Source organism: Lysinibacillus sp. 38-6, from assembly GCF_046245175.1.
Lineage (GTDB): Bacteria > Bacillota > Bacilli > Bacillales_A > Planococcaceae > Lysinibacillus.
In genome coordinates, this window is sequence record NZ_CP176417.1 from 3,834,142 (window position 1) to 3,858,592 (window position 24,451).

Annotated in this window: 22 protein-coding genes; 13 read left to right on the plus strand and 9 right to left on the minus strand. The window is 38.0% G+C overall.

Going from position 1 to position 24,451, the window contains the following annotated elements:
- The first annotated feature begins 230 nt into the window (after positions 1–230).
- Together ACKVEV_RS19435 and ACKVEV_RS19440 are read left to right on the plus strand one after the other, a co-directional pair.
- Positions 231–401 (plus strand): hypothetical protein, encoded by a 171-nt coding sequence (locus ACKVEV_RS19435; protein ID WP_409367852.1) that lies wholly within the window; start codon positions 231–233, stop codon positions 399–401.
- 209 nt (positions 402–610) lie between these two features.
- Entirely contained in the window at positions 611–793 is a 183-nt protein-coding gene (locus ACKVEV_RS19440) for a hypothetical protein (protein WP_409367853.1), read from the plus strand.
- Positions 794–828: 35 nt separating this feature from the next.
- Here ACKVEV_RS19440 and hemQ read toward each other — a convergent pair whose 3' ends face one another.
- The gene (hemQ, locus tag ACKVEV_RS19445; RefSeq protein ID WP_401010850.1) at positions 829–1,581 is read right to left on the minus strand and encodes a hydrogen peroxide-dependent heme synthase; all 753 of its coding nucleotides are present in this window, start codon (positions 1,579–1,581) and stop codon (positions 829–831) included.
- Between the two features lie 160 nt (positions 1,582–1,741).
- Here hemQ and ACKVEV_RS19450 point away from each other — a divergent pair, with 160 nt between their 5' ends.
- Entirely contained in the window at positions 1,742–2,575 is an 834-nt protein-coding gene (locus ACKVEV_RS19450) for a biotin/lipoate A/B protein ligase family protein (protein ID WP_409367854.1), read from the plus strand.
- Positions 2,576–2,614: 39 nt separating this feature from the next.
- Here the strand turns inward: ACKVEV_RS19450 and ACKVEV_RS19455 are convergent, their stop codons facing one another.
- Positions 2,615–3,265, minus strand: coding sequence for an RsfA family transcriptional regulator (locus ACKVEV_RS19455; protein ID WP_409367855.1), 651 nt, complete (start codon positions 3,263–3,265; stop codon positions 2,615–2,617).
- Between the two features lie 233 nt (positions 3,266–3,498).
- Between ACKVEV_RS19455 and ACKVEV_RS19460 the strand changes: the two genes are divergently transcribed.
- The 3 genes from ACKVEV_RS19460 to ACKVEV_RS19470 all read left to right on the plus strand — a co-directional run bounded on the left by ACKVEV_RS19460 (position 3,499) and on the right by ACKVEV_RS19470 (position 10,863).
- Positions 3,499–3,726: a DUF1450 domain-containing protein gene (locus ACKVEV_RS19460; RefSeq protein WP_024362844.1), complete on the plus strand. Its 228-nt coding sequence runs from the start codon at positions 3,499–3,501 to the stop codon at positions 3,724–3,726.
- Between the two features lie 175 nt (positions 3,727–3,901).
- Positions 3,902–5,206, plus strand: coding sequence for an HD domain-containing protein (locus ACKVEV_RS19465; RefSeq protein WP_409367856.1), 1,305 nt, complete (start codon positions 3,902–3,904; stop codon positions 5,204–5,206).
- Between the two features lie 491 nt (positions 5,207–5,697).
- Positions 5,698–10,863 carry a collagen binding domain-containing protein gene (locus ACKVEV_RS19470; RefSeq protein ID WP_409367857.1) on the plus strand — a complete coding sequence of 1,722 codons (5,166 nt, stop codon included), beginning with the start codon at positions 5,698–5,700 and terminating at the stop codon, positions 10,861–10,863.
- A 50-nt stretch (positions 10,864–10,913) separates the two neighbouring features.
- On the opposite strand, the gene ACKVEV_RS19475 is transcribed toward ACKVEV_RS19470, so the two are convergent.
- Both ACKVEV_RS19475 and ACKVEV_RS19480 read right to left on the minus strand, forming a co-directional pair.
- Positions 10,914–11,582, minus strand: coding sequence for a class A sortase (locus ACKVEV_RS19475; protein WP_409367858.1), 669 nt, complete (start codon positions 11,580–11,582; stop codon positions 10,914–10,916).
- Between the two features lie 160 nt (positions 11,583–11,742).
- Positions 11,743–11,928, minus strand: a complete 186-nt coding sequence (locus tag ACKVEV_RS19480) for a 2-hydroxymuconate tautomerase (protein ID WP_024362848.1) — start codon at positions 11,926–11,928, stop codon at positions 11,743–11,745.
- A 125-nt stretch (positions 11,929–12,053) separates the two neighbouring features.
- Between ACKVEV_RS19480 and ACKVEV_RS19485 the strand changes: the two genes are divergently transcribed.
- Positions 12,054–12,569: a YwhD family protein gene (locus tag ACKVEV_RS19485; RefSeq protein ID WP_409367859.1), complete on the plus strand. Its 516-nt coding sequence runs from the start codon at positions 12,054–12,056 to the stop codon at positions 12,567–12,569.
- A 341-nt stretch (positions 12,570–12,910) separates the two neighbouring features.
- On the opposite strand, the gene ACKVEV_RS19490 is transcribed toward ACKVEV_RS19485, so the two are convergent.
- Positions 12,911–14,965: a transglycosylase domain-containing protein gene (locus tag ACKVEV_RS19490; protein WP_409367860.1), complete on the minus strand. Its 2,055-nt coding sequence runs from the start codon at positions 14,963–14,965 to the stop codon at positions 12,911–12,913.
- Between the two features lie 311 nt (positions 14,966–15,276).
- On the opposite strand from ACKVEV_RS19490, the gene speB reads away from it, so the two are divergent.
- The 4 genes from speB (at position 15,277) to bioF (ending at position 18,783) form a co-directional block, all read left to right on the plus strand.
- Positions 15,277–16,149 carry an agmatinase gene (speB, locus tag ACKVEV_RS19495; protein ID WP_409367861.1) on the plus strand — a complete coding sequence of 291 codons (873 nt, stop codon included), beginning with the start codon at positions 15,277–15,279 and terminating at the stop codon, positions 16,147–16,149.
- 230 nt (positions 16,150–16,379) lie between these two features.
- Positions 16,380–16,883 carry a hypothetical protein gene (locus tag ACKVEV_RS19500; protein ID WP_409367862.1) on the plus strand — a complete coding sequence of 168 codons (504 nt, stop codon included), beginning with the start codon at positions 16,380–16,382 and terminating at the stop codon, positions 16,881–16,883.
- On the plus strand, positions 16,864–17,595 hold the full coding sequence (bioW, locus tag ACKVEV_RS19505) for a 6-carboxyhexanoate--CoA ligase (RefSeq protein WP_409367864.1): 732 nt from the start codon (positions 16,864–16,866) through the stop codon (positions 17,593–17,595). The genes ACKVEV_RS19500 and bioW overlap by 20 nt, the downstream gene beginning before the upstream one ends.
- Positions 17,596–17,598: 3 nt before the next feature.
- Complete coding sequence (gene bioF / locus ACKVEV_RS19510; RefSeq protein ID WP_409367865.1) at positions 17,599–18,783, plus strand: 8-amino-7-oxononanoate synthase; 1,185 nt, start codon at positions 17,599–17,601, stop codon at positions 18,781–18,783.
- An 81-nt stretch (positions 18,784–18,864) separates the two neighbouring features.
- On the opposite strand, the gene ACKVEV_RS19515 is transcribed toward bioF, so the two are convergent.
- From ACKVEV_RS19515 to ACKVEV_RS19530, 4 genes are all read right to left on the minus strand, one after another.
- Positions 18,865–19,404: a hypothetical protein gene (locus tag ACKVEV_RS19515; RefSeq protein ID WP_409367866.1), complete on the minus strand. Its 540-nt coding sequence runs from the start codon at positions 19,402–19,404 to the stop codon at positions 18,865–18,867.
- Between the two features lie 102 nt (positions 19,405–19,506).
- Positions 19,507–19,875: a RidA family protein gene (locus ACKVEV_RS19520; protein WP_409367867.1), complete on the minus strand. Its 369-nt coding sequence runs from the start codon at positions 19,873–19,875 to the stop codon at positions 19,507–19,509.
- 13 nt (positions 19,876–19,888) lie between these two features.
- The gene (locus ACKVEV_RS19525) at positions 19,889–20,830 is read right to left on the minus strand and encodes a threonine/serine dehydratase (RefSeq protein ID WP_409367868.1); all 942 of its coding nucleotides are present in this window, start codon (positions 20,828–20,830) and stop codon (positions 19,889–19,891) included.
- A gap of 100 nt (positions 20,831–20,930) precedes the next feature.
- Positions 20,931–22,046, minus strand: coding sequence for a GGDEF domain-containing protein (locus ACKVEV_RS19530; protein ID WP_409367869.1), 1,116 nt, complete (start codon positions 22,044–22,046; stop codon positions 20,931–20,933).
- A 159-nt stretch (positions 22,047–22,205) separates the two neighbouring features.
- On the opposite strand from ACKVEV_RS19530, the gene ACKVEV_RS19535 reads away from it, so the two are divergent.
- Positions 22,206–22,640: a DUF1934 domain-containing protein gene (locus ACKVEV_RS19535; RefSeq protein WP_409367870.1), complete on the plus strand. Its 435-nt coding sequence runs from the start codon at positions 22,206–22,208 to the stop codon at positions 22,638–22,640.
- Positions 22,640–24,307, plus strand: a complete 1,668-nt coding sequence (gene argS / locus ACKVEV_RS19540; protein ID WP_409370592.1) for an arginine--tRNA ligase — start codon at positions 22,640–22,642, stop codon at positions 24,305–24,307. The genes ACKVEV_RS19535 and argS overlap by 1 nt, the downstream gene beginning before the upstream one ends.
- Positions 24,308–24,451: the final 144 nt, after the last annotated feature.

The following is a 24,451-nucleotide window of genomic DNA, read 5'->3' on the forward strand; positions in this document are numbered from 1 at the left end:
AGAAATATAGGAGTTTTTAGACTCCATTTAAATAGGGTAAAGAAAAAATAGAAAAAAGTGCACTTGTTTTAGCAGAAGCCTGCACTTCTATAAAGAATTGAGTTTAAGGGGCCTGCGGTTGTTACAGGCTATAACGTATATGTTCGGCTAAAATCTGTCGCCAAGGCTCTTTATGAGGGGGATGTAGATAGAAAATTGCATGTGTATTACTACATGTGAGGTGGAAGGTAATGGAGATTGGTGTTTGGATTGGGATTTTATTAAGTGCTGTGCTAGCATTTTTGCTTGGGAATATTTATGGTGAACCTCTCCATTGGTATCTTTTTATTGTAATAATCGTAGTTGGTTTTTTCATTAATACGATTATTATCATTTTAAAAGTGAAAGATGAAAGTTCGTGAAGTAGAAAAGTACAATAGCAAAAGATAGGGTGTTTCTTGTTCGAAATTGAGCAAGTTGCACCCTATTAACTTCTGTAGATTGTTTTAAGGGATGTTTTAATAGTTATTTGTGATTTTTAATGAAAAAACTTTTGATTTGCAAGTATATTGAAAATACATTGTGACATACTAAGATGAAATGATTATTGCTTTCATAAAGGAGTAATACAATGCGTATTTTCAGTATGTTTGTTGCCATAATCGCTAGTGCATTCATGGCGGTAGGGATTGCTGAGTATTATGATCAGCCTTATGATTGGTATTTAGTGTTTCTAATGATTCTATTTGCTTTTTTTATTCATGCCATTATTTTAATAGTAGAGTCGGAATATAGTGAGGAAAACGAAGTATAAAAAAGCGAGCCCGTTATATATGGACTCGCTTTTTTTTATTTTACAGACAGGAAATTCACTAATTTATCATTATCAAGTAGGTTACCAACGAAGAATGCACCGAACTCACCATAACGAGCAGATACTTCGTCAAAACGCATTTCGTATACTAATTTTTTGAACTGTAATACATCGTCTGCGAATAATGTAACGCCCCATTCGTGATCATCAAAGCCAACAGAGCCAGTAATAATTTGTTTTACTTTACCAGCATAGCCTCGACCAATCATACCGTGAGAACGCATTAAAGACTTACGCTCATCCATTGATAGCATATACCAGTTATCATTACCTTGACGACGTTTGTCCATTGGATAGAAACAAACATACTTAGAACGAGGAAGTTCTGGGTATAATCGTGCACGAACATGTGGATTTTGGTAAGGATCTTCGTTAGATTCTCCCGCTAAGTAGTTTGAAAGCTCGACAACTGATACATAGGAGTATGTAGGAATTGTAAAATCAGCGATTGCTAATTTGTTAAACTCCGCTTCAAGCTCTTGTAATTCATCCATTGTTTCACGTAATGTCATAATCATAAAGTCGGCTTTTTGACCAACGATCGCGTAAAAAGCATGAGCCCCAGTTTTAGCAACATCTGCTTCATTTAACTTTTCTAAATACGCAATAAATTCTTCTACTGCTGCTTGACGTTCTTCAGCGGAAACAAGTTTCCAAGAAGCCCAGTCAATTGAGCGGAAATCATGTAAAGCGTACCAACCATCTAATGTAATTGCTGCTTCATTCATTATTCAAAGCACTCCTTTATAAGTGAAAATAATTCTTATTTCAGTTTATCATAGTTTGTACAAAATCCCTAAATTCATGATAGAATTTCACGAATTTGACACCTTCAATGGATACTGTATGCTAAAGAGAAGAGATGTAAATAGAGGAGCATTAAAATAAATGAACAGTAATTTACACCAGCCCATTTGGCGTTTTTATGATCAATCAATTAGCTTAAAAAACAGCACACCACTCGAATCATTTGCTACAGATGATACGTTATGTCATTTAGTAGGACAACTCGAATCACCACCGACGATACGTACTTGGGTACATGATGCATCGGTTGTACTCGGCATTCAAGATCATCGCTTACCTTATGTCCAGCAAGGTATGGCGTTGCTAGAGGAACGAGGCTATCATCCGATTGTTCGCAACTCAGGTGGTCTTGCAGTTGTATTGGATGAAGGCATTCTTAATATTTCTATTGTGTTATCTGAGCAAACAAAGACTTTGGGCATTAATGATGGCTATGAAGTAATGGTAGCGCTTGTCAAAGCATTATTTCCGGAAGCTGCTGATAAAATGGAAGCCTATGAAATTGTCGGCTCCTATTGTCCAGGGTCCTATGATTTAAGTATTGAAGGAAAGAAGTTTGCAGGTATTTCGCAAAGACGCTTGCGACAAGGTGTCGCGGTGCAAATTTATTTATGTATTGAAGGTAGCGGTGCAGAACGTGCAGCGCTCATCCGTGATTTTTACAGTGAAAGTTTACGAGGCGAGGAAACGAAATTTACGTATCCCCAAATTATACCGGAAGTAATGGCTTCATTAAGTGAATTACTAAACGCAACATTCACTGTAAAAGATGTTGTTATTCGGTTACAGCAACTTCTTATGACATTAGCAGATGAAGTGCGTTTAGAGCCCTTTCATGATGAAGAACTACAACTATATGCATTTTACTTACAACGAGTGTTCGATCGAAATGCCAAAATGCTTGCATTAAAATAATAATCGTAGCTTATTTTCTAGCAAAAAAAGGCGATGGTGCTAACTAAGCACATCGCCATTTTCTGATTGATAGCTTGGACCGCTCGCAACTAGATTGCCGTTTTTCTCCATTTTAAAAACAGGAGCAATACGTTCTTCCTCTTCATCTAGCGTTACAAGGCGTCTAGCACGGTTCATAATTTGCACAAATTGTTCGTAATCTTTGCGGATAGCTCGATTTTCTTCTTCTAGCTGCGCAATTGTTTTCTCTAGTTTTTTATTTTTCTCAGAGGTTACGTGCACAAGCTGTCTCCATTTTGAAGACTCATTACCTATTTCACCAGAATGTTGTAAACGTAGTAAATATGCTATGACAATATCAAGAGATAGGGCAGATAGTGGAATTGACTTGCTATCTGTATCACTATTATTTATTGTAAACATATTTGAGGAACGGCGTCTTGCTGGTGCACCCAACACTCGCATTCTCTCTTTTCTTTCCTTTTTCGCTTCAGCTAGTTGCTCCTCATAGGTTTTACGAACAACGGCATTCCAGCGGAAACCACATGCAGCAGCTGTACGATTTAACGCATCACCGGCTTCTTCAAAAGCATTTAATTGTGTACTACCTTCCGTAACGTGACGAATAACTGCCTCTGCTAGCAATTCATCGTTTTCTTCTAACCAAGCATCTTGTCTAACTTTACTCATTTTAATTTCCTCCCACCTTTATTTGGAACTTCCTTATTTATGTCTAGCATGACCAATCTTTTAACCTTTTATTCATCCATGTGGAAGGAATTATGCTTGAATACAAGGGGAAAAGTACGATACAATACCGGATGTAGGTTTGTGCGTATACTGCATACTTAAATATGTGAAGGTTATGCGGACATTAAAAATATGATGAAACAAAATACTAAATAGAAAGGGTTGTTGACAAAATGGCAAACGAATTTAAAGTTTGCGATGAATGTCAGGCCGTTAACTTAAAAACGTTAATTCCAAAATTAAAGGAAATCGATCCTGATGCAACCATCGAAATAGGGTGTCATTCTTACTGTGGCCCAGGTCGTAAAAAAACATTTACATTTGTAAATAGTCGTCCTGTTGCTGCGTTAACAGAAGAAGAACTAATGGAAAAAGTTTTAGCGAAATTAAAAAATAAGTAATAAAAAACTATCTTCACATGGCTGAAGGTAGTTTTTGTTTTAGTGAACGTAACCTAAATAAAGTAAAGCATTACGTTTGATTCGGTTGATAGTCTTGAATTACAGTGCAATCTCTATGCTAGTTCTATAATGTTTGCATATAATAGAAGAAAGATGAAATGGAGGTGCTGTACAAATGACACATTATGCAGAGGCAAAATTACAAGAGGAAAAAGTATTTAAAGATCCAGTCCATCGTTATGTACACGTAAGAGATCAAGTTATTTGGGATTTAGTAGGGACAAAAGAATTTCAACGTTTACGTAGAATTCGCCAGCTTGGCACAACGTTTTTAGTATTCCACGGAGCGGAGCATAGCCGATTTAGTCATTCACTTGGTGTATATGAAATAGTGCGTCGTATTGTCGATGATATTTTTGTAGGTCGCCCAGATTGGGACGAGGACGAGCGGCTACTAGTGCTTTGTGCAGCCCTATTACATGATTTAGGGCATGGCCCGTTTTCACATGCGTTTGAAAATGTATTTGAGTTAGATCATGAATATTATACGAGACAAATTTTACTTGGGGATACAGAAGTGCATGCAGTGCTCAAAAAAGTAGCACCTAATTTTCCAGAGAAAGTATCGCAAGTAATTGAAAAAACATATCCGAATAAACAGGTCATTAGCTTAATATCAAGTCAAATAGATGCCGATCGAATGGACTACTTACAGCGAGATGCCTATTTTACAGGCGTCAGCTACGGTCATTTTGATATGGAGCGCATTTTGCGCGTCATGCGCCCCCGTAAAAACCAAGTAGTCATTAAAGCTACGGGCATGCATGCGGTAGAAGATTATATTATGAGTCGCTATCAAATGTATTTACAAATCTATTTCCACCCAGTATCTCGTAGCGCAGAAGTTATTTTAAATAATATTTTAAAACGTGCAAAGCAATTAAGCAAAGCGGGCTACAAGTTTAAGCATGAACCAACACACTTTTTAGCTTTTTTCCAAGACTCCATTACATTAGAAGACTATCTTGCACTCGATGAAAGTATTCTTTTTACATATTTTCAATTATGGATGCAAGAAGAAGACGTGATATTACGTGATTTAAGTCGCCGTTTTGTCAATCGTAAGCTATTCCAGTACATCGATTTAGATCCAGGTGTAGAACTAGAAAAATATCAAAAGCTACAAGCCTTATTTACACAAGCAGGCATCGATCCAGAATACTACCTAGTTCATGATACAACGGCGGATCTTCCGTACGATTTTTACCGCCCAGGTGAGGAAGAAGTACGTGTTCCTATCTTTTTAGAAATGAAAAACGGAGAATTACGTGAATTATCCCGCGAATCTATTATCGTTGATTCCATTTCAGGTCGTATGAAACGAGATCATAAAGTGTATTTTCCACTCGATATATTACAAGATACCAGTACACAAGAATCAGTAAAAAAACAAATTTTAAAATTATTACAAGTAAAATGAAAAAATACTAAGAAAATATATCTAAATCAGGGATATACAAACTCTTGATTGTGTATATATAATATAAAAGCACTAAACTCACTTGAATATAGTGATAGTTTAGTGCTTTTTGTTATGTGTAATTTCTCATGGAGTTGAAACGTTTTTATAGCAATTAGGGAATTATAATGAAATAAATGGTAATGTTTAGAATTTGTTTAGAAAAGCTTCTTATAATGAAATAAAACCTAAAAGGGGGGTGAGGCCATTCTATTATCAGAGGCGTCACATCAGCTTAGGATACATACAACTGTTAATCAACACAATGAGTTGACAACATGATAATAGACACCGTGTCAGACGGTTTTAAATGTATTCGCAACGACGACGAGTTATTTAAGGGGAAGAGGGGCAAACCGAATGTTTGAGCAAAGTTTTCAAAGGTAGAAAGCTTGCGATGTCGTCAACAAACGCCAATAGGAATCTCTCTAAACTTAGAAAAGGAGAGAAACATGAAAAAATTAAATTTAGCCATCATTACATTATTGCTTGTGTTCCAAACCGTACTTTCACCGATTTCTGTGTTTGCGGATGATTTGGGTTCTACTTTGCCTACATCTACAGAGCAGGGAATGAATGAAGGAACAGATGAAGGAACAGATGAAGGAACTACTGTTTTAGCAGAGGCGGGCGATTCGTCTGGTGAAATTGAGGGCGAAGATGCAGATTCTACTACTGAAGATGCGGATGATTCAACGGGTACACCACCAGGGGGAAATGAAGAAGTAGGTGAGGTTGGAGAAAAAGACGAAAGTGTAGAAACATTGGATGAAACTACACCACCAACGTACGATCCTATCATGCCAACTGAAGTCATAAAAAATGTTAAATTTACTGTAAATAACGAAGTAGTTAGTTCAAATGAAAGTATTAATGTTACTAATGGTCAATCTGCAGAGTTTGAATTTCATCTAGAACTTGAAGCAGGACATAAGTATGGTCCAGGTACAACATTGACGTACACTTTACCAGCTATTTTTGAAAATATCACATTCCCAACTGGAACGGCATATGGGGATGTAGGTACAATCTCAAAAAATGGAAATGACATTATTATTACCTTTAATGATTCATTACTAGATAGTTTTGGAACAGGTGTAGCACTTGAACCAAATGCTTTCTTTATGATACAAGCTGACTTTGCTAGCGGTAATACAAAATGGGATGAAACCATTAGTTTAATCGGCGTAGAAGACGTCAAATTGAATTTCCAACCAAAGCCTAATAGTGGTGATACTGTTAGCAAATCAGGTACAGCAGATAATGGCGGGAAAAATAGTAAATTTATTAACTGGACAGTAACAGTTAATACAGATTTAGGTGTTAATGAAGCGACAGGTGTTACAGAATTTGTTGACACTTTAAAAGGTGCACATAATTTTAAACAAGATACAGTAAACATTACCAAACTAAAGGTATTACCTAATGGAGCGGTCACTGATTCTAGTGATAGTGTCCTTGCAAAAACAACCTTTGTTAAGGATAAAGATGATAATGACCGTATGACAATTGAATTGCCAAATGAAAAATATACAGCTTACCGCATTACCTATCAAACTGAAGTAGGTGACCCAGGTAATGTTGATAAAGCCGATTTTGAAAATGATGCCACTTATAATGGGAAATCTGATTCTGAAAAAGTTACAGTGAATTTTGGTGCACCATTAGCCAAATCACATGAGGGTCCAAATGCTACGAATTTAGAAACAACTTGGACAATTAATTACAACTTTAATAACCGTAATATTACCTCAGATAATGCAGTATTGACTGATGCTTGGACAGATAGTCAAGAATTAGTAGGAACAGTACAGGTGTTTATGGCAGATGGTACGACTCCGGCTGATATTACTGCTAATGTAGTTTATACAGATATTGACGATAAACCGATTAATAATGGTTTTAAATTAACATTTAGTAATGATGTTACAAAGCCATATGTAATTAAATACAAAACAAAGCCAAAAGCAGATATTTATCCTACGTCTGACATTACAGTAACTAACACTGTAAAACGTAGCGATATGATAACATCCATTTCGAATAGTACAACCTATTTGCAAAAAGAATTATTACTAAAAAAATCTACAAATGGTATTGACTATGATAAGAAGGAAATGTCATGGAAAATTATAGCGAACCAAGCTGGTTATAGTTTGGCTAAAGATACAGTTTTTACTGATACTTTTACCGATAAAAACTTATCTTTAATAGAAGATACATTAGTGGTAATCGAAGGTAGTAACACATTAGTTAAAGATACGGATTACACGTTAGTCAATAATAACAAAAATGGCTTTACAATTACTTTAACCAAAGCAACGGATAAGCGCATCGAAATTACGTACGATACAAATTATGATATTAAACATATTGGAACAAATGAAATTCAATATCGTAATAATGTACAAATGACAAATAGTGTTTTACCTAATGCAACATCCGATTCCGATGAGCAAAAAATCAAAGATGAGCAAAAGGCAAATGGACAAAAAAACGGTTACTATGATTATGCAACAAAGAAATTTTACTGGGATGTCGAATTGAACTTTAACTACAACGCATTAACAAATGCAGTTTTTGAAGATATATTACCAGACACACAAGAAGTACAAAATATTGTAGTAAAAAAAGGTGTATTAAATGCAAGTGGTATATTCGAAGAGAAAGAAACACTAACAATATCGAATGACTCGGGTAAAAAGAATGAAATCAAGCTTGCATTAGGAAATATACAAGGTCCTGTTAAAGTAACTTATGAATCTGTAGATGCTGATGGTATTCTCCCCCATGGTAGTCCAGTAAGCATTACAAATACAGCTGCTTTAACAAGTGATGCGGGGAAGAATGCTTCATGGACAAAAACTGTTAATGTAAGCCATACAAATAAAATTTTAAATAAAAATGGTAAACAAGCAGCGCAAGGTTCAGCGGCAGTAAATTGGAATTTTGAATTTAACTACGCCCAATCAACATTAGACAATGTAGAAATTACAGATACTGTTGGAAAAGATATTGAGGGTAATCCTGAACAAATGATTTTAGAAGATACATTTAAAGTATATAAAGTTGCATTGACTGGAAAAACTCCAAAAGATCCAACGCAAAATAAGACACTTTTAGATCCAAGTGAGTATACCTTAAATGTAGATATGAGAAATGGTACTTTCACGCTTAATTTAGGAAAAGTAACAGAAGCGTACTATGTAGAATACGAAACAATTTTTACTGGCACTTCAGGTTCTACAGTTGCAAATGAGGTAGAAGTAAAATATCTAGGTGGCACTCAAACAAGTGGACATGATAGCTGGTCAATTGCTAATTTTAAATATGGTAACCAAGCATCAACAGTTAAAGTACCGTTCGTTATTGTAAAAACGAATGCTGCGACTGGCGAGGTAATGAAAGATGTAGAGTTTACTTTGTATAGCCAATATACAGGTAATAAACCTTTAATTAGCGGAAAAACAGATGCTAGTGGTGTATTAGATTTCGGATTAAAGTTAGCTGAAGGTCAATACACATTAAAAGAAACAAAAATCGATGGGTTTGAAAATCCAGATGTGAAATTTACATTAGATCGTAACAACAAAGCAACATCAGGTACATTTACAGGCAAACAAATTGTTGAAATCGCAAATAAACCAGAAAGTCCATTAAAATGTGCCAAGTACGAATTAACGGTATATGATATTGACGGAAACTTAACAGATAAAGGTGAAGTAACATTAGTTAACAAGGCAACAGATATATCAATAGATATTCCACGTACAGACGGTAAAATTTCATTTACCCCAGACGAAGTGAAGGCAGGTCAGTACGATGTTATTTACGATGGTAAAACGTTGAAGACGATAACAATCCAGTACAATGATGAATGTGGAGAAAGTATTCAACCAGCACCAAAATGCGATAATTTCACGATTGCAGTTGAAGATACAGCAGGCAATATTCGTACAGACATTAAAGAATTAACGTTAAAATCAGGGACTTCAGAAGTAAAAGTTTCTCCTAATGCCTCTGGCAAGTTTATTTTTGATTCAAATAAAATTAATCCGACAGATGGCGTAAAACCTGGGAATTATACGGTTTATGAGGGTAACTTATTCTTAGGTACAGTGAATTTAACGTACGCAGAAGACTGTGGTCACGAATTTATTGTAAAACAAGCACCAAAATGCGAATCATTCAATCTTACTGTAAAAGACGTAGACGGTAAATTAGTTGCTGACGGCACGTCTGTAACAGTGAAAGATGCAGATAAAAACAATGTTGCTACTGAAACGACAACAAACGGTATTGTTGAATTAAAAGATTTAGAGCCGGGCGTTTATACAGTTGAAGTAGATGGTAAAGTAATTGGAACTTTCCAATCGAATATTGATTGTGAAGCGACAGTGCAACCAGCACCTTCTTGTCCACAATTTACGTTAACGGTGAAAGATGAAGATGGAAATATTCGCCCGAATGTTAGCAATATCATTATTAAGGATAAAAATGGAGCTATTATTGCCACAAACAAAACAAATGAATTTGGACAAATTATGATTCCATCTACAGATATTCCATCGGGTGACTATGATGTGTATCAAGGGGATCTATATATTGGCCAAATTACAGTGCAATATTCAATTAATTGCGAAGCGGAAATCTCAGCAGCACCTGCATGTCCGTCATTTACATTAACTGTACAAACGGCATTTGGCACACCTTTAGCTAATGCTAAAGTGACGGTGAAGGATGCTAAAGGCAATGTTGTGAAAGATGCTGACGGTAATGACATTTTAACAACAAGTGTTGCTGGTACAATTGTTTTACCAAACAAAGCAATTCAACAAGGTACGTACAATGTCTATGAAGGAAGCCGTTTCATTGGTTCATTCACAGTAAAAGATACATGTTCGGCACTAGTAAAACCTGCATTACCAGGCGGAGGCGGTGGTGGTTCGACACCAGACCCAGGTAATCCGGAAGAACCAAACAAACCGACACCAGATCCGGGTAATCCGGAAAATCCGAACAAGCCGACACCAGATCCAGGCAATCCGGAAAATCCGGACAAACCGACACCAGATCCAGGCAATCCGGAAAATCCGAACAAGCCGACACCAGATCCAGGCAATCCGGAAAATCCGAACAAGCCGACACCAGATCCAGGTAACCCAGAAGATCCGAACAAACCAAATCCGGATCCTGGCAAGCCAGTTGACCCAGAGAAGCCATCTACAAATCCAGGTAATCCGTCAACAGATTCAAAAGATCCAACGAGTCCTGGAAAACCAGGAACGTCGAAGCCATCTGTTCAAGATGTGATTGAGCAAGGGAAAAACTTACCGCCTTACAATCCTTCTACTGCAACGAAAGACAAGCTAGATGCGTATAAGGACTTCCTCAATAAATATAATCAATTATCACAAGAGGAACAGGCGAATGTAGCAAAAACACTTGATATTAACAAAATCAAGGAAGATGCTAAACGTTTGGAAGCCCAACTGAAGGCACAAGGTAAATTGCCACAAACAGATGGAGCAACTCAAACAGGTCTTTCACTTATTGGTGTAGTGCTTGTTTTAGGTGCATTGTTCTTCTTGCGTCGTCGTAATATAGAAATGCAATAAAGAACAATAAGAAACCCCCATGACAAAAAAGTCTTGGGGGTTTTCCTATACTAAAAGGCTTCTGATAGTTTTGCAGGCGCATGATCAAGCGGATATTGCTCCACAAAATCTGCACGGATTGCTAGGCGCTTTGTGCCGTTATCAGCGCATGTAATAAGGGTCAAAATAGTTTCATTCGGGATATCATCAATGACATACACATCTGTAGCAGCGATAATGTTTTTTGAAACTAATTTGTATTCATAAATATTCGTTAAATCGGTCATGTAAATGGCATCCCCAATGTTGGCTTTATATAAGGGGCTGAATAATATATCTTTTTCTTCAAAATAATGACCTGCTAAGGCGTAGTTTCCTTGGCCGAATTTTTGGTTAGCTTTCATCGTGCCGGCTCCGACTGCGAGAGCAGCATTGCCAACGCCTTTGATGATTGGAAGGTTCATGTCCACATTCGGAATGGCGATACTACCGATGACAGGTAAATGATCAATTTGGGTTTGAGCTTTTAACACTTCTGCTATGGAAAGGGATTGAACGTCTTCAAACTCAAAATCTGCTGTTGCTTGATTGTTCTTTTGCAAATCTTCTGCACTAGTATCGATCGTATTTAGTTGCTTACTTAAATGAGCAATCACTGCATGTTGAATGGGATTAATAAAAATTAGTAATAAACCAATGACCAGCATACAAATAAGTAATATTCTTTTGAGCTTCTTCATAAATGTAGAGTCACCTCCCTTTATGTAAGTGAAAATCGCGGGTAAAACGCTGTGAATCGCTGATAGAACCCGGGAAATCGCGGGTGAAGCTATGAATCGCCGATAGACCTAGTAAAGACTAAAAAAGGGTAGAGCAGTATGTTGCTCTACCCAGTGCTTATTATTTATCGCTGAAGCGGACGCCTGCGACACCGTAATGGTTTTTAGACATTTCTTCAATGAAAACTGTTACGTTTTCAACGGGTGCGTTTACTGTGCGTGAAACGGCTTCTGTTACTTCTTTTACTAGTGCGCGTTTTTGTTCTTCTGTACGGCCTTCAATCATTTTTACTGTTACGTATGGCATAATAGTGCCTCCTTTTAGAATTATGTTGTATAGTAAGTTTATAAGAAATAATAAACTTCTTACTTATGCACAAAAGCGCAAGAATATGCTTTACTTTATAATAGCAGAATGGAGGGAATTAAAGTATGGCAAATGAAGAGAAACCAAAACAAAAAATGGGCTTTACGATTATAAAAAATGACCCTACAGATGGCCATAAAGGATTTGGTATCGGTTCGCTTTCATTAGAAAACGTATCACCAGTCATTATTGATATAGAAGAGGGTAGAGCTTCAGTAGAAATTGGAGCAATGCATGCGCGCAGTGATATTGAACGAGGCATTAAATTTACGACTGATCGTGCGGATTCAGAGGGTGGAAAACCTTACTGGTTAGTATGGGTAACGATAGACCATAAAGCGGATGGACCTTACTATGCAGGTGTAACAGCTTGTGAAATGGTCGTAAATCGTGAAAAACGTCGAGGTTATAAAATATTAGCTGATCACGTTAACAAAATGGATAAGTCGATGAAACGACAAATACTTGTTGATCATATGGATGAAGCTTCTAAAAAAGTGTTAGCTTCTTTCCTAGAAGAGCTGAATCCTGATCTTTGGGGACGTAGTGAAGAACAATTACGTCAAGACTTATTTGTATAATAGAACTAAAATGATTGAACAATCTGTGACATTTTGCAATCGCTTTCGATATTAGGTTGAAAGTAGATATGAAAAAAAGTACACTTGATTCAGAGCTTACATTTTAGTAAGCTAGGACACTTGGTCCCAAGACTGTGATGAGTGCTATGCGGCATTTGAACAACCCAAGCCGAATGCCCCATGATTCTCATCCTTTCATGGGCCAAAAATAAGAAAAGCTTTCTGTTCCCACGGACAAGTCTCCGGGGAAGAGAAAGCTTTTCTTTTTCGCTTTATATCTATACTTTGTCGAGAGTTATATATTACATTAAACGACCATATGGGGAAAAGGTTGCACATCATTATTGTTTGTTTTTGAAGAACGGCAGCATATTCCAAAATTCTCCCCATGTATTGCTATCTAAAATATCAAAGTTCGTACATTTTTCAGTTGGTACATCTTTGGCTTCTAAATAAACGAGACGTTGTTTAGGACAGGCATCTGTTGCCAGTTTACCTGTTTCGATATCAACAACAACACCTTTAATGCCTTTAGGTTTTGTGAAATCTTCGTTTTTAGTTCCTTTATTGACGGTTTCCATAAAGTCGATCCAGATTTGTTTTGTCGCCGCCGTATCTTCTTTCGCAGAGAGGTTTTTCCCTTGATCGTAGCCGTTCCAGACGCCAGCAGTTAAGCTCGGCGTAAAGCCGATTAGCCACTGATCACTATTAGTGGAGCCAGATTTTGCGGCATACGTATGGGTCATCCGTGAACGAATGCTAATCCCTGTAGCAGGCGAGTAATCACTAAAGACAGGATCGAAAATGCCCGTCATCATCTCTGTTAGAATAAAAGTATTTTCTTTTGAAAGTACTGTTTCATCCTGTTTTTCAATATTTTTATTATCGTATATAACGTCTCCATTGGCATTTTTAATAGAGATAATCGTTGTTGGCTCTGTTTTTTGCCCCTGTGAAGCTAAAATATTATACGCATTTGTCATGTCGTACAGTGTTGTTTCCATTGTTCCGAGGGCAAGCGATAAATTGTCCTTCGTACCAAGATTTATACCGAAGCGGTCTGCTATATTATGGAACGCTTTAAAACCGATATCTTCTAAAGTTTTCACGGCATAAATATTGTCAGAAATCGCAATCGCTTGTGCCATCGTCATGTTGTGGTCTGCAAATTGACCATTGACGTTTTTAGGAGAGTAAGTACTACGTCCATTATCAATCGTAAACGTTGTTGGTCCTACATCTAAAAATGTTAAAGGTGTATAGCCATTTTCTAATGCTGCGGCATATAACACCGGCTTAATCGTCGACCCTGGTTGACGCTTTGCTTGTGTTACGCGATTAAATGTACTAGTGGCATAATCTCTTCCGCCAACAAGTGCTGTAACTGCCCCTGTTTTTGATTGCATACTAACGAATCCTGTTTGCAAGTCATTTGCAGGCATATTTTTAGCTACCGCTTCTTCCGCTGCTTGCTGATGGCCAACGTTTAGCGTTGTTTGAATTGTCCAACCGCCTTCGCTAATATCAAGATTTTTTGCTTTGAGAATTTCACTTGCTTCTTGCCATGCAACATCTAGGAAATACGGTGCAACCGATTTAGAAGCAACCCACGTATCGTTCTTTAAGACAAGTTGTTCCTCTTCTGCCCGTGTTTTCTCGTCTTGCGTAATCGCACCTTGATCAGCCATCAGTTTTAAAATAACGTGCTGGCGATTTGTTGCTTTTTCAAAATTGGCAATGGGCGAATAGATACTCGGCCCTTTTGGCACTCCCGCAAGCATTGCTGCCTCTGCTAACGTTAAGTCTTTGGCAGATTTTCCGTAATAATAGCGACTAGCTGCCTCTACACCATACATGCCATGTCCATAGTAGACAGTGTTTAAATAACCTTCTAATATTTCATCTTTGCTGTAAAAAACTTCTAATCTATAAGCATACAATGCTTCATTTGCTTTTCGAGTCCAAGATTTTTCATGAGATAAATATAAATTTCGAGCATATTGTTGGGTGATTGTACTTGCCCCTTGCACTTTACTTCCGGCTTTAATATCAATTAATAACGCACCAGCAATACGAGAGAAGTCAAATCCACCGTGCTTGTAAAAATCTTTATCTTCTACGGCCACTGCTGCTTGTACTAAATAGGGTGATATTTCATCAAGATCAACCCAATAGCGACGTTCATTTGTAAAATGATCTCCTATTTGGTTCTCGTTTTCATCTAGGAATATAGAGGCTTTCGGCACAGTTAAAGGCGGTGCACCAGCCACTTGAACATAGACGCGTAGGGCAATAAATGCGACTACTATTGCAGATGCAAAGGCGACAAAAAGTGTAAGCACCTTGCGTGAACGCTTCACACGCTTTTGCTTACGTTGATAGATTTTTCTTTTCATTCGACTTCACCTCGTTTTCTAACAACTTGCGTTTAGTATGTGTCTGAATAATCTTCTTTAATCTGAATTGTAAGCAAAAACTATTGCACTTTATTCAAAAACATCTATACTTTTTTTGTACTGATATAAAACGCTAGCTTTCGACTAAAACATTGCACTTTGTAGATTTTAAACGAATTATGCTAGACGTTCCAATAATGTATACGAGGATTTTAGGAGTGAGGTTTCATTACAATCCTGTAAGTCCTCACCGTGTAATGACTATAAAAAATGAATTTCATAGGAAGTTCAGAAATTAATGGAGGCTAGATATGAGATTTGATGAAGCTTATTCAGGAAATGTTTTTATAAAAAGTCATCCTACATATGAGGATGCGCAGGCAGTTATTTATGGTATGCCAATGGACTGGACAGTCAGCTACCGTCCTGGTTCACGTTTTGGCCCACAACGAATTCGTGAAGTATCGATTGGTCTAGAAGAGTATAGCCCATATTTAGATCGCGAATTAGAAGAAGTGAAGTATTTTGATGCTGGGGATATTCCGTTACCTTTTGGTAATGCACAACGTTCTTTAGATGAAATTGAAAAGTTTATCGAAAAGCTACTGGCTGATGGCAAAATTCCTGTTGGTATGGGCGGCGAGCATTTAGTGTCTTGGCCTGTAATGAAGGCAGTTTCAGCAAAATACGATGACTTAGCGATTATTCACTTTGATGCGCATACAGATTTACGCGTAGAATATGAAGGGGAGCCACTTTCACATTCAACACCAATTCGAAAAATTGCCGAGCATATCGGTCCAAAAAATGTCTATTCATTTGGTATTCGTTCAGGAATGAAGGAAGAATTTGAGTGGGCGAAAGAAAATGGCATGCACATTTCAAAATTTGAAGTACTAGAGCCGTTAAAAGAAGTGTTACCAACATTAGCAGGGCGCAATGTCTATGTAACTATTGATATCGACGTGCTAGATCCAGCACATGCACCTGGTACTGGTACTGTAGATTGTGGCGGTATTACAGCTAAAGAATTACTAGCATCTATTCACGCAATTGCAGCAAGTGGTGTAAACGTTGTTGGCTTTGACTTAGTTGAAGTAGCACCAATCTATGACACATCAGAAATGACAGCGAATACGGCAAGTAAATTATTAAGAGAAATGATTTTAGGCTGGGTAAAATAATAGAAGCTTTGTAAATATAGTTTATAAAGCGATTTAGGTGGGGTTAGCGATGAGCTAGCCCCACTTTTTTATTGGAGCCTGATTCTTGTCATCTAGTACATGTGCTCGTAATGCGTTTACTTAGTGAAGAAAACAAGTAGTAAAATTTTTTTCTACTCTACTATCCGCATTTGTGTTAACTTTATAATTATTATAGTTAACACAAAACAGCAGTAAAAAAGGAGGATAGGATGATGCGAAGTTTTTCTACATATGATCTTGCCCAAATATCATTATTGGCTTGTCTTATTATCGTTACAGGGATGTTTAAGATTCCAACAGGTATCCCCGGGTCTGAATTTCAATTATCAGCACCGATTGCCGTTGCGATTGCAGCAGTATTTGGATTTAAACGATATTTTCTTGCGGGGATTATTGCAAGTTTCATCTTATTTGTACTAGGCATCCACTCGATTTTAAATGTGGAGATTTCCTTAATTTTTCGATTAACGGTTGGTCTAATCATCGCTTTATTGGGAACCTCAATTCCGGTACTCGTTGTGGCGGGGCCGATTGGCACAATAGCTGCTAGGTTTGGCTTGGCTTTTACGTTAGGGACACCGTTTTTGCCGTTAGTAGTTTTGGCGATTCCAGGTATGGTCATTACGGCTGTCAGCGTTTATCCCATAACAAAAATATTACATGCAATTAATAGGAAAGTAGCAGGTGAACATCATGTCAAAAACATTTTATAGCATTCGAATGCGTGCGGCTCAAAGAAATATGGAAGTAGGCGAAAAGCATGTATCTGGTGGTGAGCGGATAGGGAGTAAAGTTCAAATAGAGCCAATCGTAAATCAGTTATTACACAAAGCAAGTAATCATTCTCGTGGAGATGCTGATTTTATTCAAATTACCGTTGAAAAAATGTCGCGCCATCAAATACAGTATTTGCCACCGTTAGAAATAACAACAGTTGATGTAGGTTCAATTGAAAAGGCTCATAGTGAAGCTCGGGATTTATTAACTTCCGTAGGTGTTTCGCAACAGGCACAAAATATTGCTTTTCATCTATTGAATAGCAGTCAAAATCTTCGTGGGGCCATCATCCTTCATAGTAAAACGGGCTTGCGGCTTGACGACCGTGGGATTAAAGGCGTTCGAGTATCACGAATGGATTGGCAAGACGCGAATGTAAATCTTCATGAGCGTGTCCGTGAAGCGCTAGCTTTGGCAACGAAAGTAGCCAATTCTCCGTTTACGATTGCTGAATTATGTTGGTCAGATGATCCTGATTACGTTACTGGATATGTAAGCAATCGTGACATTGGTTATGTTCGAATTTCGCCTTTAAAAAGGGCAGGTAGTGAGAGTGGCGGTCGTGTTTTTTTTGTGTCCGATGAAGTGGATTTACAATCGTATATACACTATTTAGAAAGAGAACCTATTCTAATTAGGGGGCATTAAAACATGGATGATTGGTTGCGAAGGGAACTACAATTAATTGAAGAGCAAGGATTGACAAGGAAGTTACGAACGTTTTCAACTGGAAATGAAAACGAGGTTGTGATAAATGGTAAGCAATTTCTTTTATTTTCATCTAATAACTATTTAGGGCTTGCAACAGATAGTCGTTTGAAAAAGAAAGCGACTGAAGGTATTTTGAAATACGGTACTGGGGCTGGGGGTTCACGACTAACGACTGGAAATTTCGATATTCATGATCAGCTTGAAGCGGCAATTGCAGATTTTAAAAAGGCTGAAGCGGCCATTGTATTCAGCAGTGGATATTTAGCGAACATTGGTGTGATTTCGAGTGTAATGAAGACAGGAGATGTTATATTTTCTGATGCCTGGAATCATGCGAGCATTATAGAAGGTTGTCGATTAAGTCATGCTAAAACAATTGTTTATGAACATGCGGATATGGTGGATTTAGAGCGTAAATTAAGGCAATCACATGGGGCTGGGAAAAAGTTGATTGTAACAGATGGTGTTTTTAGTATGGATGGTGATATTGCGCCACTTCCAGAAATAGTAGAGCTAGCTAAGGAATACAAAGCTTACATAATGATTGATGATGCGCATGCAACAGGGGTTCTAGGCAATGATGGTCGGGGTACGGCAGATTATTATGGATTAAAAGATGATATTGATTTTACAGTAGGTACGTTAAGTAAAGCGCTTGGTGCAGAGGGTGGATTTGTGGCGACATCATCCATTGCAAAGAACTATTTGCTAAGTAACGCCAGATCATTTATTTTCCAAACTGCTTTATCTCCAAGTGCGATTGAAGCAGCGCGAGAAGGCATTTCCATTGTTCAGAATGAGCCAGAGCGAAGGGCTCAATTGCTGAAAAATGCGCAGTACTTACGTTTGCAATTAGCGCAATGTGGATTTGAAGTGAGAGGAGGGGAAACAGCCATTATCTCTCTTATTATTGGAGGTTCTCATGAAGCTATGCAATTTTCTGAGAAACTTATGGAAGAAGGTATCTTTATTCCAGCAATTCGACCACCCACTGTGCCGAAAGGGTCAAGTCGGCTGCGTATTACGGTGATGGCTACACATACAATAGAGCAACTCAATACGGCCATAAGTAAAATGAAGAAAATAGGACGAGAAATGGGGATTGTAAGAGTGCCTGGCACTTAAAAAACGTAAGGCGCAACTCGCGCTAACTAGCGGCTTGTTGCGTCTTACGTTGTATGCCTTATCTAGCTAGTACTCAAATTTTCAAAATTGTTTGAGTGCCTGGCACAGAAAATGATATTTTTCAGCCATGCCATTTAACGTATATGTTCGTGTGTCTTGTTGTCTTAACGTTAAGTATTGATGTGCACTGAACAAGACTGCTTGAAGAAAGTCTTGTTCAGTGCAAATGCCTTTAGTAATAGCCCCCATACCACGCTTTGACGAAAAAATGACTAAATGATTTGGCTTTGTCCTAATTTTTTCTAATGTCCATTGAATATCATTCAAAGAGATTGATGTTTCACCAAATCCATCACGTAAGTAATCGATAACCATCGTTAAAAACCCGGGCCATAGTAAGTCACAATCATCCCAATCAAACAACGACGTAATAGGTACACCGTCGATTTCTACAATAATAGCCCCATGTAAAAAATGACCTTTACTTTTCCTTAAATTTTTTGCAAGGATTTGTAGCGCATCGTTACTCTGAATACTAATAAATTCCTGTTGAAGCTGTTCCATCGTATGGGAATAATGACTTTTTGTTTCGATGGCAATGAATGTATCGATTTTTATCATAAATATCACCTACAAGCTGTTTAGATAAAATGTAAGATATTTTATAAACTTGGCTTTAATAACGATTGATTTATACTCATTCTCTTGGATAGTCGTAATATTTTAAAGCTCAGCAATGGCCTCCAATTCAATTAAGCAGCCGTGGCTTAATTCTTTAATGGGAATAATGGCACGCGCAGGTTTATGAGAGCCGAAAAATTGTGCATAGGCTTCATTTACTTCTGCCCATAAATCAGAGGAAGTAATATAAACTCGGCACATCACAACAGCCTCTTTTGAAAGACCGCTTGCTTGCAGTACAACCTCCATTTTTTGCAGCGCCATGAACGTTTCAGCGTGGATTCCACCTTCTGCCGGTTTGCCGGTAGAAGGATCTACTGAAGTTTGCCCCGAAATATACAAATTCCCGTTACTAATGATTCCTGGTGAATAATGTCCAATAGGTTCTTTATCTATTAATACTTGCTTCATAGCAATAACCTCCTTATAAATGCTGTATTTGATTTAATCCTACATTGCCACCTGAAATAAGGAAGCAAACATGATCGCTTTTAGCGACAGGTAATATCCCTTGAAGAGCGGCCCCAATACCGATAGCTGAAGAGGGTTCAGCCATGATTTTGCCTTTCAGTAGTAAAGTCTTCATGCCACTTACTATCGAAGCCTCGTCTACACGAACAATATCATCGACCAGTTTCTCGACAATCGGGAAGTTACGCTCGCCAGGTTGTAAAGTTAGCAGTGCGTCGGCTAAAGATTTTTGCTCCTCTACAAGCAATCGTTGTCCTACTTGTATACTTTCTGAATAGCGTGGGACGACAGCTGGTTCCGCCCCGATAATTTTGACATGGGGAGCTAGAGCCTTTACCGCTGTGGCGACACCGCTTATCAATCCGCCGCCGCCAATTGGCACAACGATTGCATCGACATGAGGAAGTTGTTGTAATATTTCTAATCCTACTGTTCCTTGACCAGCCATAATATCGTAATCATCGTAAGGATGAATAATGGCATAACCGTGCTCTATGCTAAGTTTTTCCGTCATGAAGTGTCTTTCGGCAAGCTTGCATTGGACAACGTTTGCACCAAGTTCTCGTATACCTTCAACTTTAATCTGTGGTGCAGTATCGGGTAACACGATTGTTGCTGGAATGTTTAATTGTTTTGCTGCGAAGGCAACCCCTTTTCCATGATTGCCTGACGAAGCCGCCACAACGCCCTGCTGTAATTGTTCAAGGGGCATCGAGAGCATTTTTGTAAGAGCACCACGTAATTTAAAAGAGTTCGTATTTTGCATATTTTCAGCTTTAATGGATACATTGCAATGTAACAATTCGTCCAGACCTTGTAAGCGAATAACAGGTGTTTCGTAAATATAAGGAGCAAGTTTTAATTTGGCAGCTTGAATTTTATGAAGTGTTAACATAGAGCAATCCTCATTTCATAGATTGAAAATTACATAAATTAACTATAAATATACCAAAAAAGCGAGACATTTGCATTTGCTGCAAAAGTTTCGCTGATTTTTATGTCGAGATTTCATTCATCTTTTCAATATTATTTGCATGCACTACGCGGTTACCGCCCAACTCTTTAATATCGGTTGTCACTTGTACGGCGATAATCGCAAGTTCATTAAACTCTAATGCGTTATCAGGACTTGAGCTAATGCCGATAGAAACCGTTAATGAAGTAGTTTGTCCATGATCGATTTTAAATGCATGATTAGCAATTTGATAGCGGAGTTTTTCAGCGTGATAGAGAGCGATAGCGGGTGGGGCATCTTTTAATATAATATAAAATTCTTCCCCTGCCACACGTGCGGCAATGCCGTTTATTGCTTCAACATAATTATTAATGATAGTGGCAAGTTGCTTAATAATTTCATCACCAGCTAAATGCCCATACTTAATATTAATTTCCTTCATATCATCGACATCAAAATGGAGCACTGAAAAATTATCTGTTTCTAAAGCCATCCCTTGTGCAAAGGAGCGAATCGCTAAATTATTTGGCAACTGAGTTAAATAATCTTTTTCCTTCAGCCGATTGATTAGCTGTATTTTTTCGCTTGTCGCCTGTATACGTTTAATAACAATATAGATTGTGAAAAATGTGATTAAGACATAGGCAATAAAGCCAAAAATAACTTCCAGTTTTAGCATAGCAGGTAAAGAAACAACCACTGTTAACATCACTGTAATTTCCAGTGTTAAGCTATAAAAGTAAACAACTAATGTGCGAAGCGTCACGGGCTTTTTTAATGCAAAAAGTGCAAGACCGATAGAAATGATTAGTAAATTAATGTTCGATAAACTCGTGATAGACAGGATGGATTGGGTAGGGATGATAATTAAGCTTGCTAAAGCCATAATAATACCACTAATTAACATCGACCACGGGCCACCAATCAGGCCACTAAAAAGAAGCGGTACAATATGTATGTTGATAAGCGTCCCTTCTAAATAGCCTAACGAAATGCCGCTTAGTATAAGACCTGTTAGGCCAAAAGAAATACCGACAATAATTGGTTTGAAATCTTTAATTAATGAATCTTTTGGCGCCGGATGCGCAAATGGCCAATACGTTAAAATAATTAATGTAAAAGTAATGCAGAAGCTGACAAAAATATGTAATAACATCTTTTGTAGTATCCTTTCATGATGATCTATAAGTAATAGTAAATCTTTTTGCCTATAATGCCAATCCTTGAAAACATTCCTCACTTCTATCTTGAAAAAAAGTAGACATTTAACCTATAATAAAAAGGTTATAGTAAAAAGATAAAAAGGGAGTAATCCATGATGGTGAACGAAGTAAAATCGCAAGTGAACATTAAGCTCATTTCGACGATTCGTCCGATTGATGGGGAGTCCGAAACCATTGAAATGTGGTTAGATGGGCAGCTAATAAATAAAGCAGATTCCCTATATTTAAAATATGAAGAGATGCAGGATGACAAAACAATCCGCACGACGATGAAGTTAGACAAAGAACGGGCACTTATTATGCGCGCAGGAGCAGTAAAGATGCGCTTACCACTCAATATTTTTGAACAACAAATAGGCCATTATGAAAGTGAATTTGGTTCAATGCCACTTGCTACACAAACGAAAAACATGCAATTTTCTAGACAGGAGATGCGTGGCGATTTCCATGTGCAGTATGACTTACTAATGGGTGGACAAAACGTTGGCAATTATACATTAGACATAACATTTACGGAGGTACAATGATGAACGCAGTAGAACAAGTACAACAAGCCATTAAGACGGCCATTGCACAAGCTGTTGAAAAAGCAGGCTTAGTCGAAGTTGGCACAGAGTTAACGATTCACCTTGAAACACCAAAGGACAAAGCAAATGGTGATTATGCAACAAATATTGCCATGCAATTAACGAAATTAGCGAAAAAGCCACCACGTGCAATTGCAGAGGCTATTTTAGAAAACCTTGAAACGGCTGGTACGGATATCGAGAAAATCGACATTGCAGGTCCTGGTTTTATGAATATTACGGTTCGTAAAGATTTCTTAACAGGTGTGGTAACAGCTATCCTTGAACAAGGTGCTGATTATGGTCGATCAAACGCTGGAGCCGGTGAAAAAGTGCAAGTTGAATTTGTTTCAGCAAATCCAACGGGTGACCTTCACTTAGGTCATGCACGTGGAGCATCTGTAGGCGATTCATTGTGTAATGTATTAGATATGGCGGGTTATGCCGTATCTCGTGAGTACTATATTAACGATGCAGGTAATCAAATTAATAACTTAGCTTACTCCCTTGAAGCGCGCTATAAGCAAGCTTTAGGTCTTGCTGCGGATATGCCAGAGGATGGCTACCATGGTCAAGATATTATTGACATTGCAGGTAAATTAGCGAGCGAGCATGGTGATTCCATTTTATCGAAATCGGATGAAGAACGTTTTGCATTTTTCCGTCAACATGGTCTTGCATTAGAATTAGATAAATTGAAAACAGATTTAGCGAACTTCCGCGTGAATTTTGATGTATGGTATTCTGAAACATCATTATATGAAAACGGCAAAATTGAAGTAGCATTAGATAAATTAAAAGCAAATGGACATGTATTTGAAGAAGATGGCGCTACATGGTTCCGTTCAACAACGTTTGGTGATGACAAAGACCGTGTTTTAATTAAAAATGATGGCTCTTTCACATATCTTACACCTGATATTGCCTACCACGAGGACAAAATTGTTCGTGGCTTTGATAAATTAATTAACATTTGGGGAGCTGACCACCACGGCTATATTCCACGTATGAAAGCGGCTATTCAAGCACTTGGCTATGACCGTGACACACTTGAAGTAGAAGTGATCCAAATGGTGCAACTATATAAAAATGGCGAGAAATTTAAAATGTCGAAACGTACAGGCAATGCCGTAACGATGCGTGAGCTTGTTGAAGAAGTTGGCCTAGATGCAGTGCGTTACTTCTTCGTGAAAACAGCGGGTGATTCACATATGGACTTTGACCTTGATCTTGCTGTATCACAATCAAACGAAAACCCAGTGTACTATGCACAATATGCACATGCTCGTATTTCTTCTATTTTACGTTCAGCAACTGAACAAGGCTTTGCTGCATCAACAGCGAACTTAAACCTGTTAACTGCGGAAAAAGAAATTGATTTATTGAAAAAAATTGGTGATTTCCCGAAAGTAGTGGCGGATGCTGCAAAACACCGTACACCGCACCGTATCGCCAATTACATTCAAGAAACAGCAGCTGCATTCCACAGCTTCTACAACGCTGAAAAAGTGTTAGATGCATCGAATAAAGAGCTAACAGAAGCGCGCTTAGCCCTTATTACGGCTGTTCGCACGACGATTGCCAATGCACTACGTCTAATCGGCGTATCTGCACCGGAAAAAATGTAATAGCAACTATAGTGCCCCGACACAAATACGTGTCGGGCATTTTTATGCTTGAGGGTACTACATAATTGTTTGAGTGCCAGGCACTCAAACAATTTACAATGCGATACTGGTTGATTGGAGCGGAGGGCGGGCAACTCCTGCGGG

Coding starts and splice junctions, on each gene's coding strand:
- ACKVEV_RS19515 (WP_409367866.1), bottom strand. CDS start 19,404: ATGATAAAAATCGATACATTCATTGCCATCGAAACAAAAAGTCATTAT.
- hemQ (WP_401010850.1), bottom strand. CDS start 1,581: ATGAATGAAGCAGCAATTACATTAGATGGTTGGTACGCTTTACATGAT.
- ACKVEV_RS19485 (WP_409367859.1), top strand. CDS start 12,054: ATGGCAAATGAAGAGAAACCAAAACAAAAAATGGGCTTTACGATTATA.
- ACKVEV_RS19535 (WP_409367870.1), top strand. CDS start 22,206: ATGATGGTGAACGAAGTAAAATCGCAAGTGAACATTAAGCTCATTTCG.
- speB (WP_409367861.1), top strand. CDS start 15,277: ATGAGATTTGATGAAGCTTATTCAGGAAATGTTTTTATAAAAAGTCAT.
- ACKVEV_RS19455 (WP_409367855.1), bottom strand. CDS start 3,265: ATGAGTAAAGTTAGACAAGATGCTTGGTTAGAAGAAAACGATGAATTG.
- bioF (WP_409367865.1), top strand. CDS start 17,599: ATGGATGATTGGTTGCGAAGGGAACTACAATTAATTGAAGAGCAAGGA.
- ACKVEV_RS19460 (WP_024362844.1), top strand. CDS start 3,499: ATGGCAAACGAATTTAAAGTTTGCGATGAATGTCAGGCCGTTAACTTA.
- ACKVEV_RS19450 (WP_409367854.1), top strand. CDS start 1,742: ATGAACAGTAATTTACACCAGCCCATTTGGCGTTTTTATGATCAATCA.
- ACKVEV_RS19520 (WP_409367867.1), bottom strand. CDS start 19,875: ATGAAGCAAGTATTAATAGATAAAGAACCTATTGGACATTATTCACCA.
- ACKVEV_RS19440 (WP_409367853.1), top strand. CDS start 611: ATGCGTATTTTCAGTATGTTTGTTGCCATAATCGCTAGTGCATTCATG.
- ACKVEV_RS19480 (WP_024362848.1), bottom strand. CDS start 11,928: ATGCCATACGTAACAGTAAAAATGATTGAAGGCCGTACAGAAGAACAA.
- ACKVEV_RS19465 (WP_409367856.1), top strand. CDS start 3,902: ATGACACATTATGCAGAGGCAAAATTACAAGAGGAAAAAGTATTTAAA.
- bioW (WP_409367864.1), top strand. CDS start 16,864: ATGTCAAAAACATTTTATAGCATTCGAATGCGTGCGGCTCAAAGAAAT.
- ACKVEV_RS19490 (WP_409367860.1), bottom strand. CDS start 14,965: ATGAAAAGAAAAATCTATCAACGTAAGCAAAAGCGTGTGAAGCGTTCA.
- ACKVEV_RS19500 (WP_409367862.1), top strand. CDS start 16,380: ATGATGCGAAGTTTTTCTACATATGATCTTGCCCAAATATCATTATTG.
- ACKVEV_RS19470 (WP_409367857.1), top strand. CDS start 5,698: ATGAAAAAATTAAATTTAGCCATCATTACATTATTGCTTGTGTTCCAA.
- ACKVEV_RS19525 (WP_409367868.1), bottom strand. CDS start 20,830: ATGTTAACACTTCATAAAATTCAAGCTGCCAAATTAAAACTTGCTCCT.
- ACKVEV_RS19475 (WP_409367858.1), bottom strand. CDS start 11,582: ATGAAGAAGCTCAAAAGAATATTACTTATTTGTATGCTGGTCATTGGT.
- ACKVEV_RS19530 (WP_409367869.1), bottom strand. CDS start 22,046: ATGTTATTACATATTTTTGTCAGCTTCTGCATTACTTTTACATTAATT.
- argS (WP_409370592.1), top strand. CDS start 22,640: ATGAACGCAGTAGAACAAGTACAACAAGCCATTAAGACGGCCATTGCA.
- ACKVEV_RS19435 (WP_409367852.1), top strand. CDS start 231: ATGGAGATTGGTGTTTGGATTGGGATTTTATTAAGTGCTGTGCTAGCA.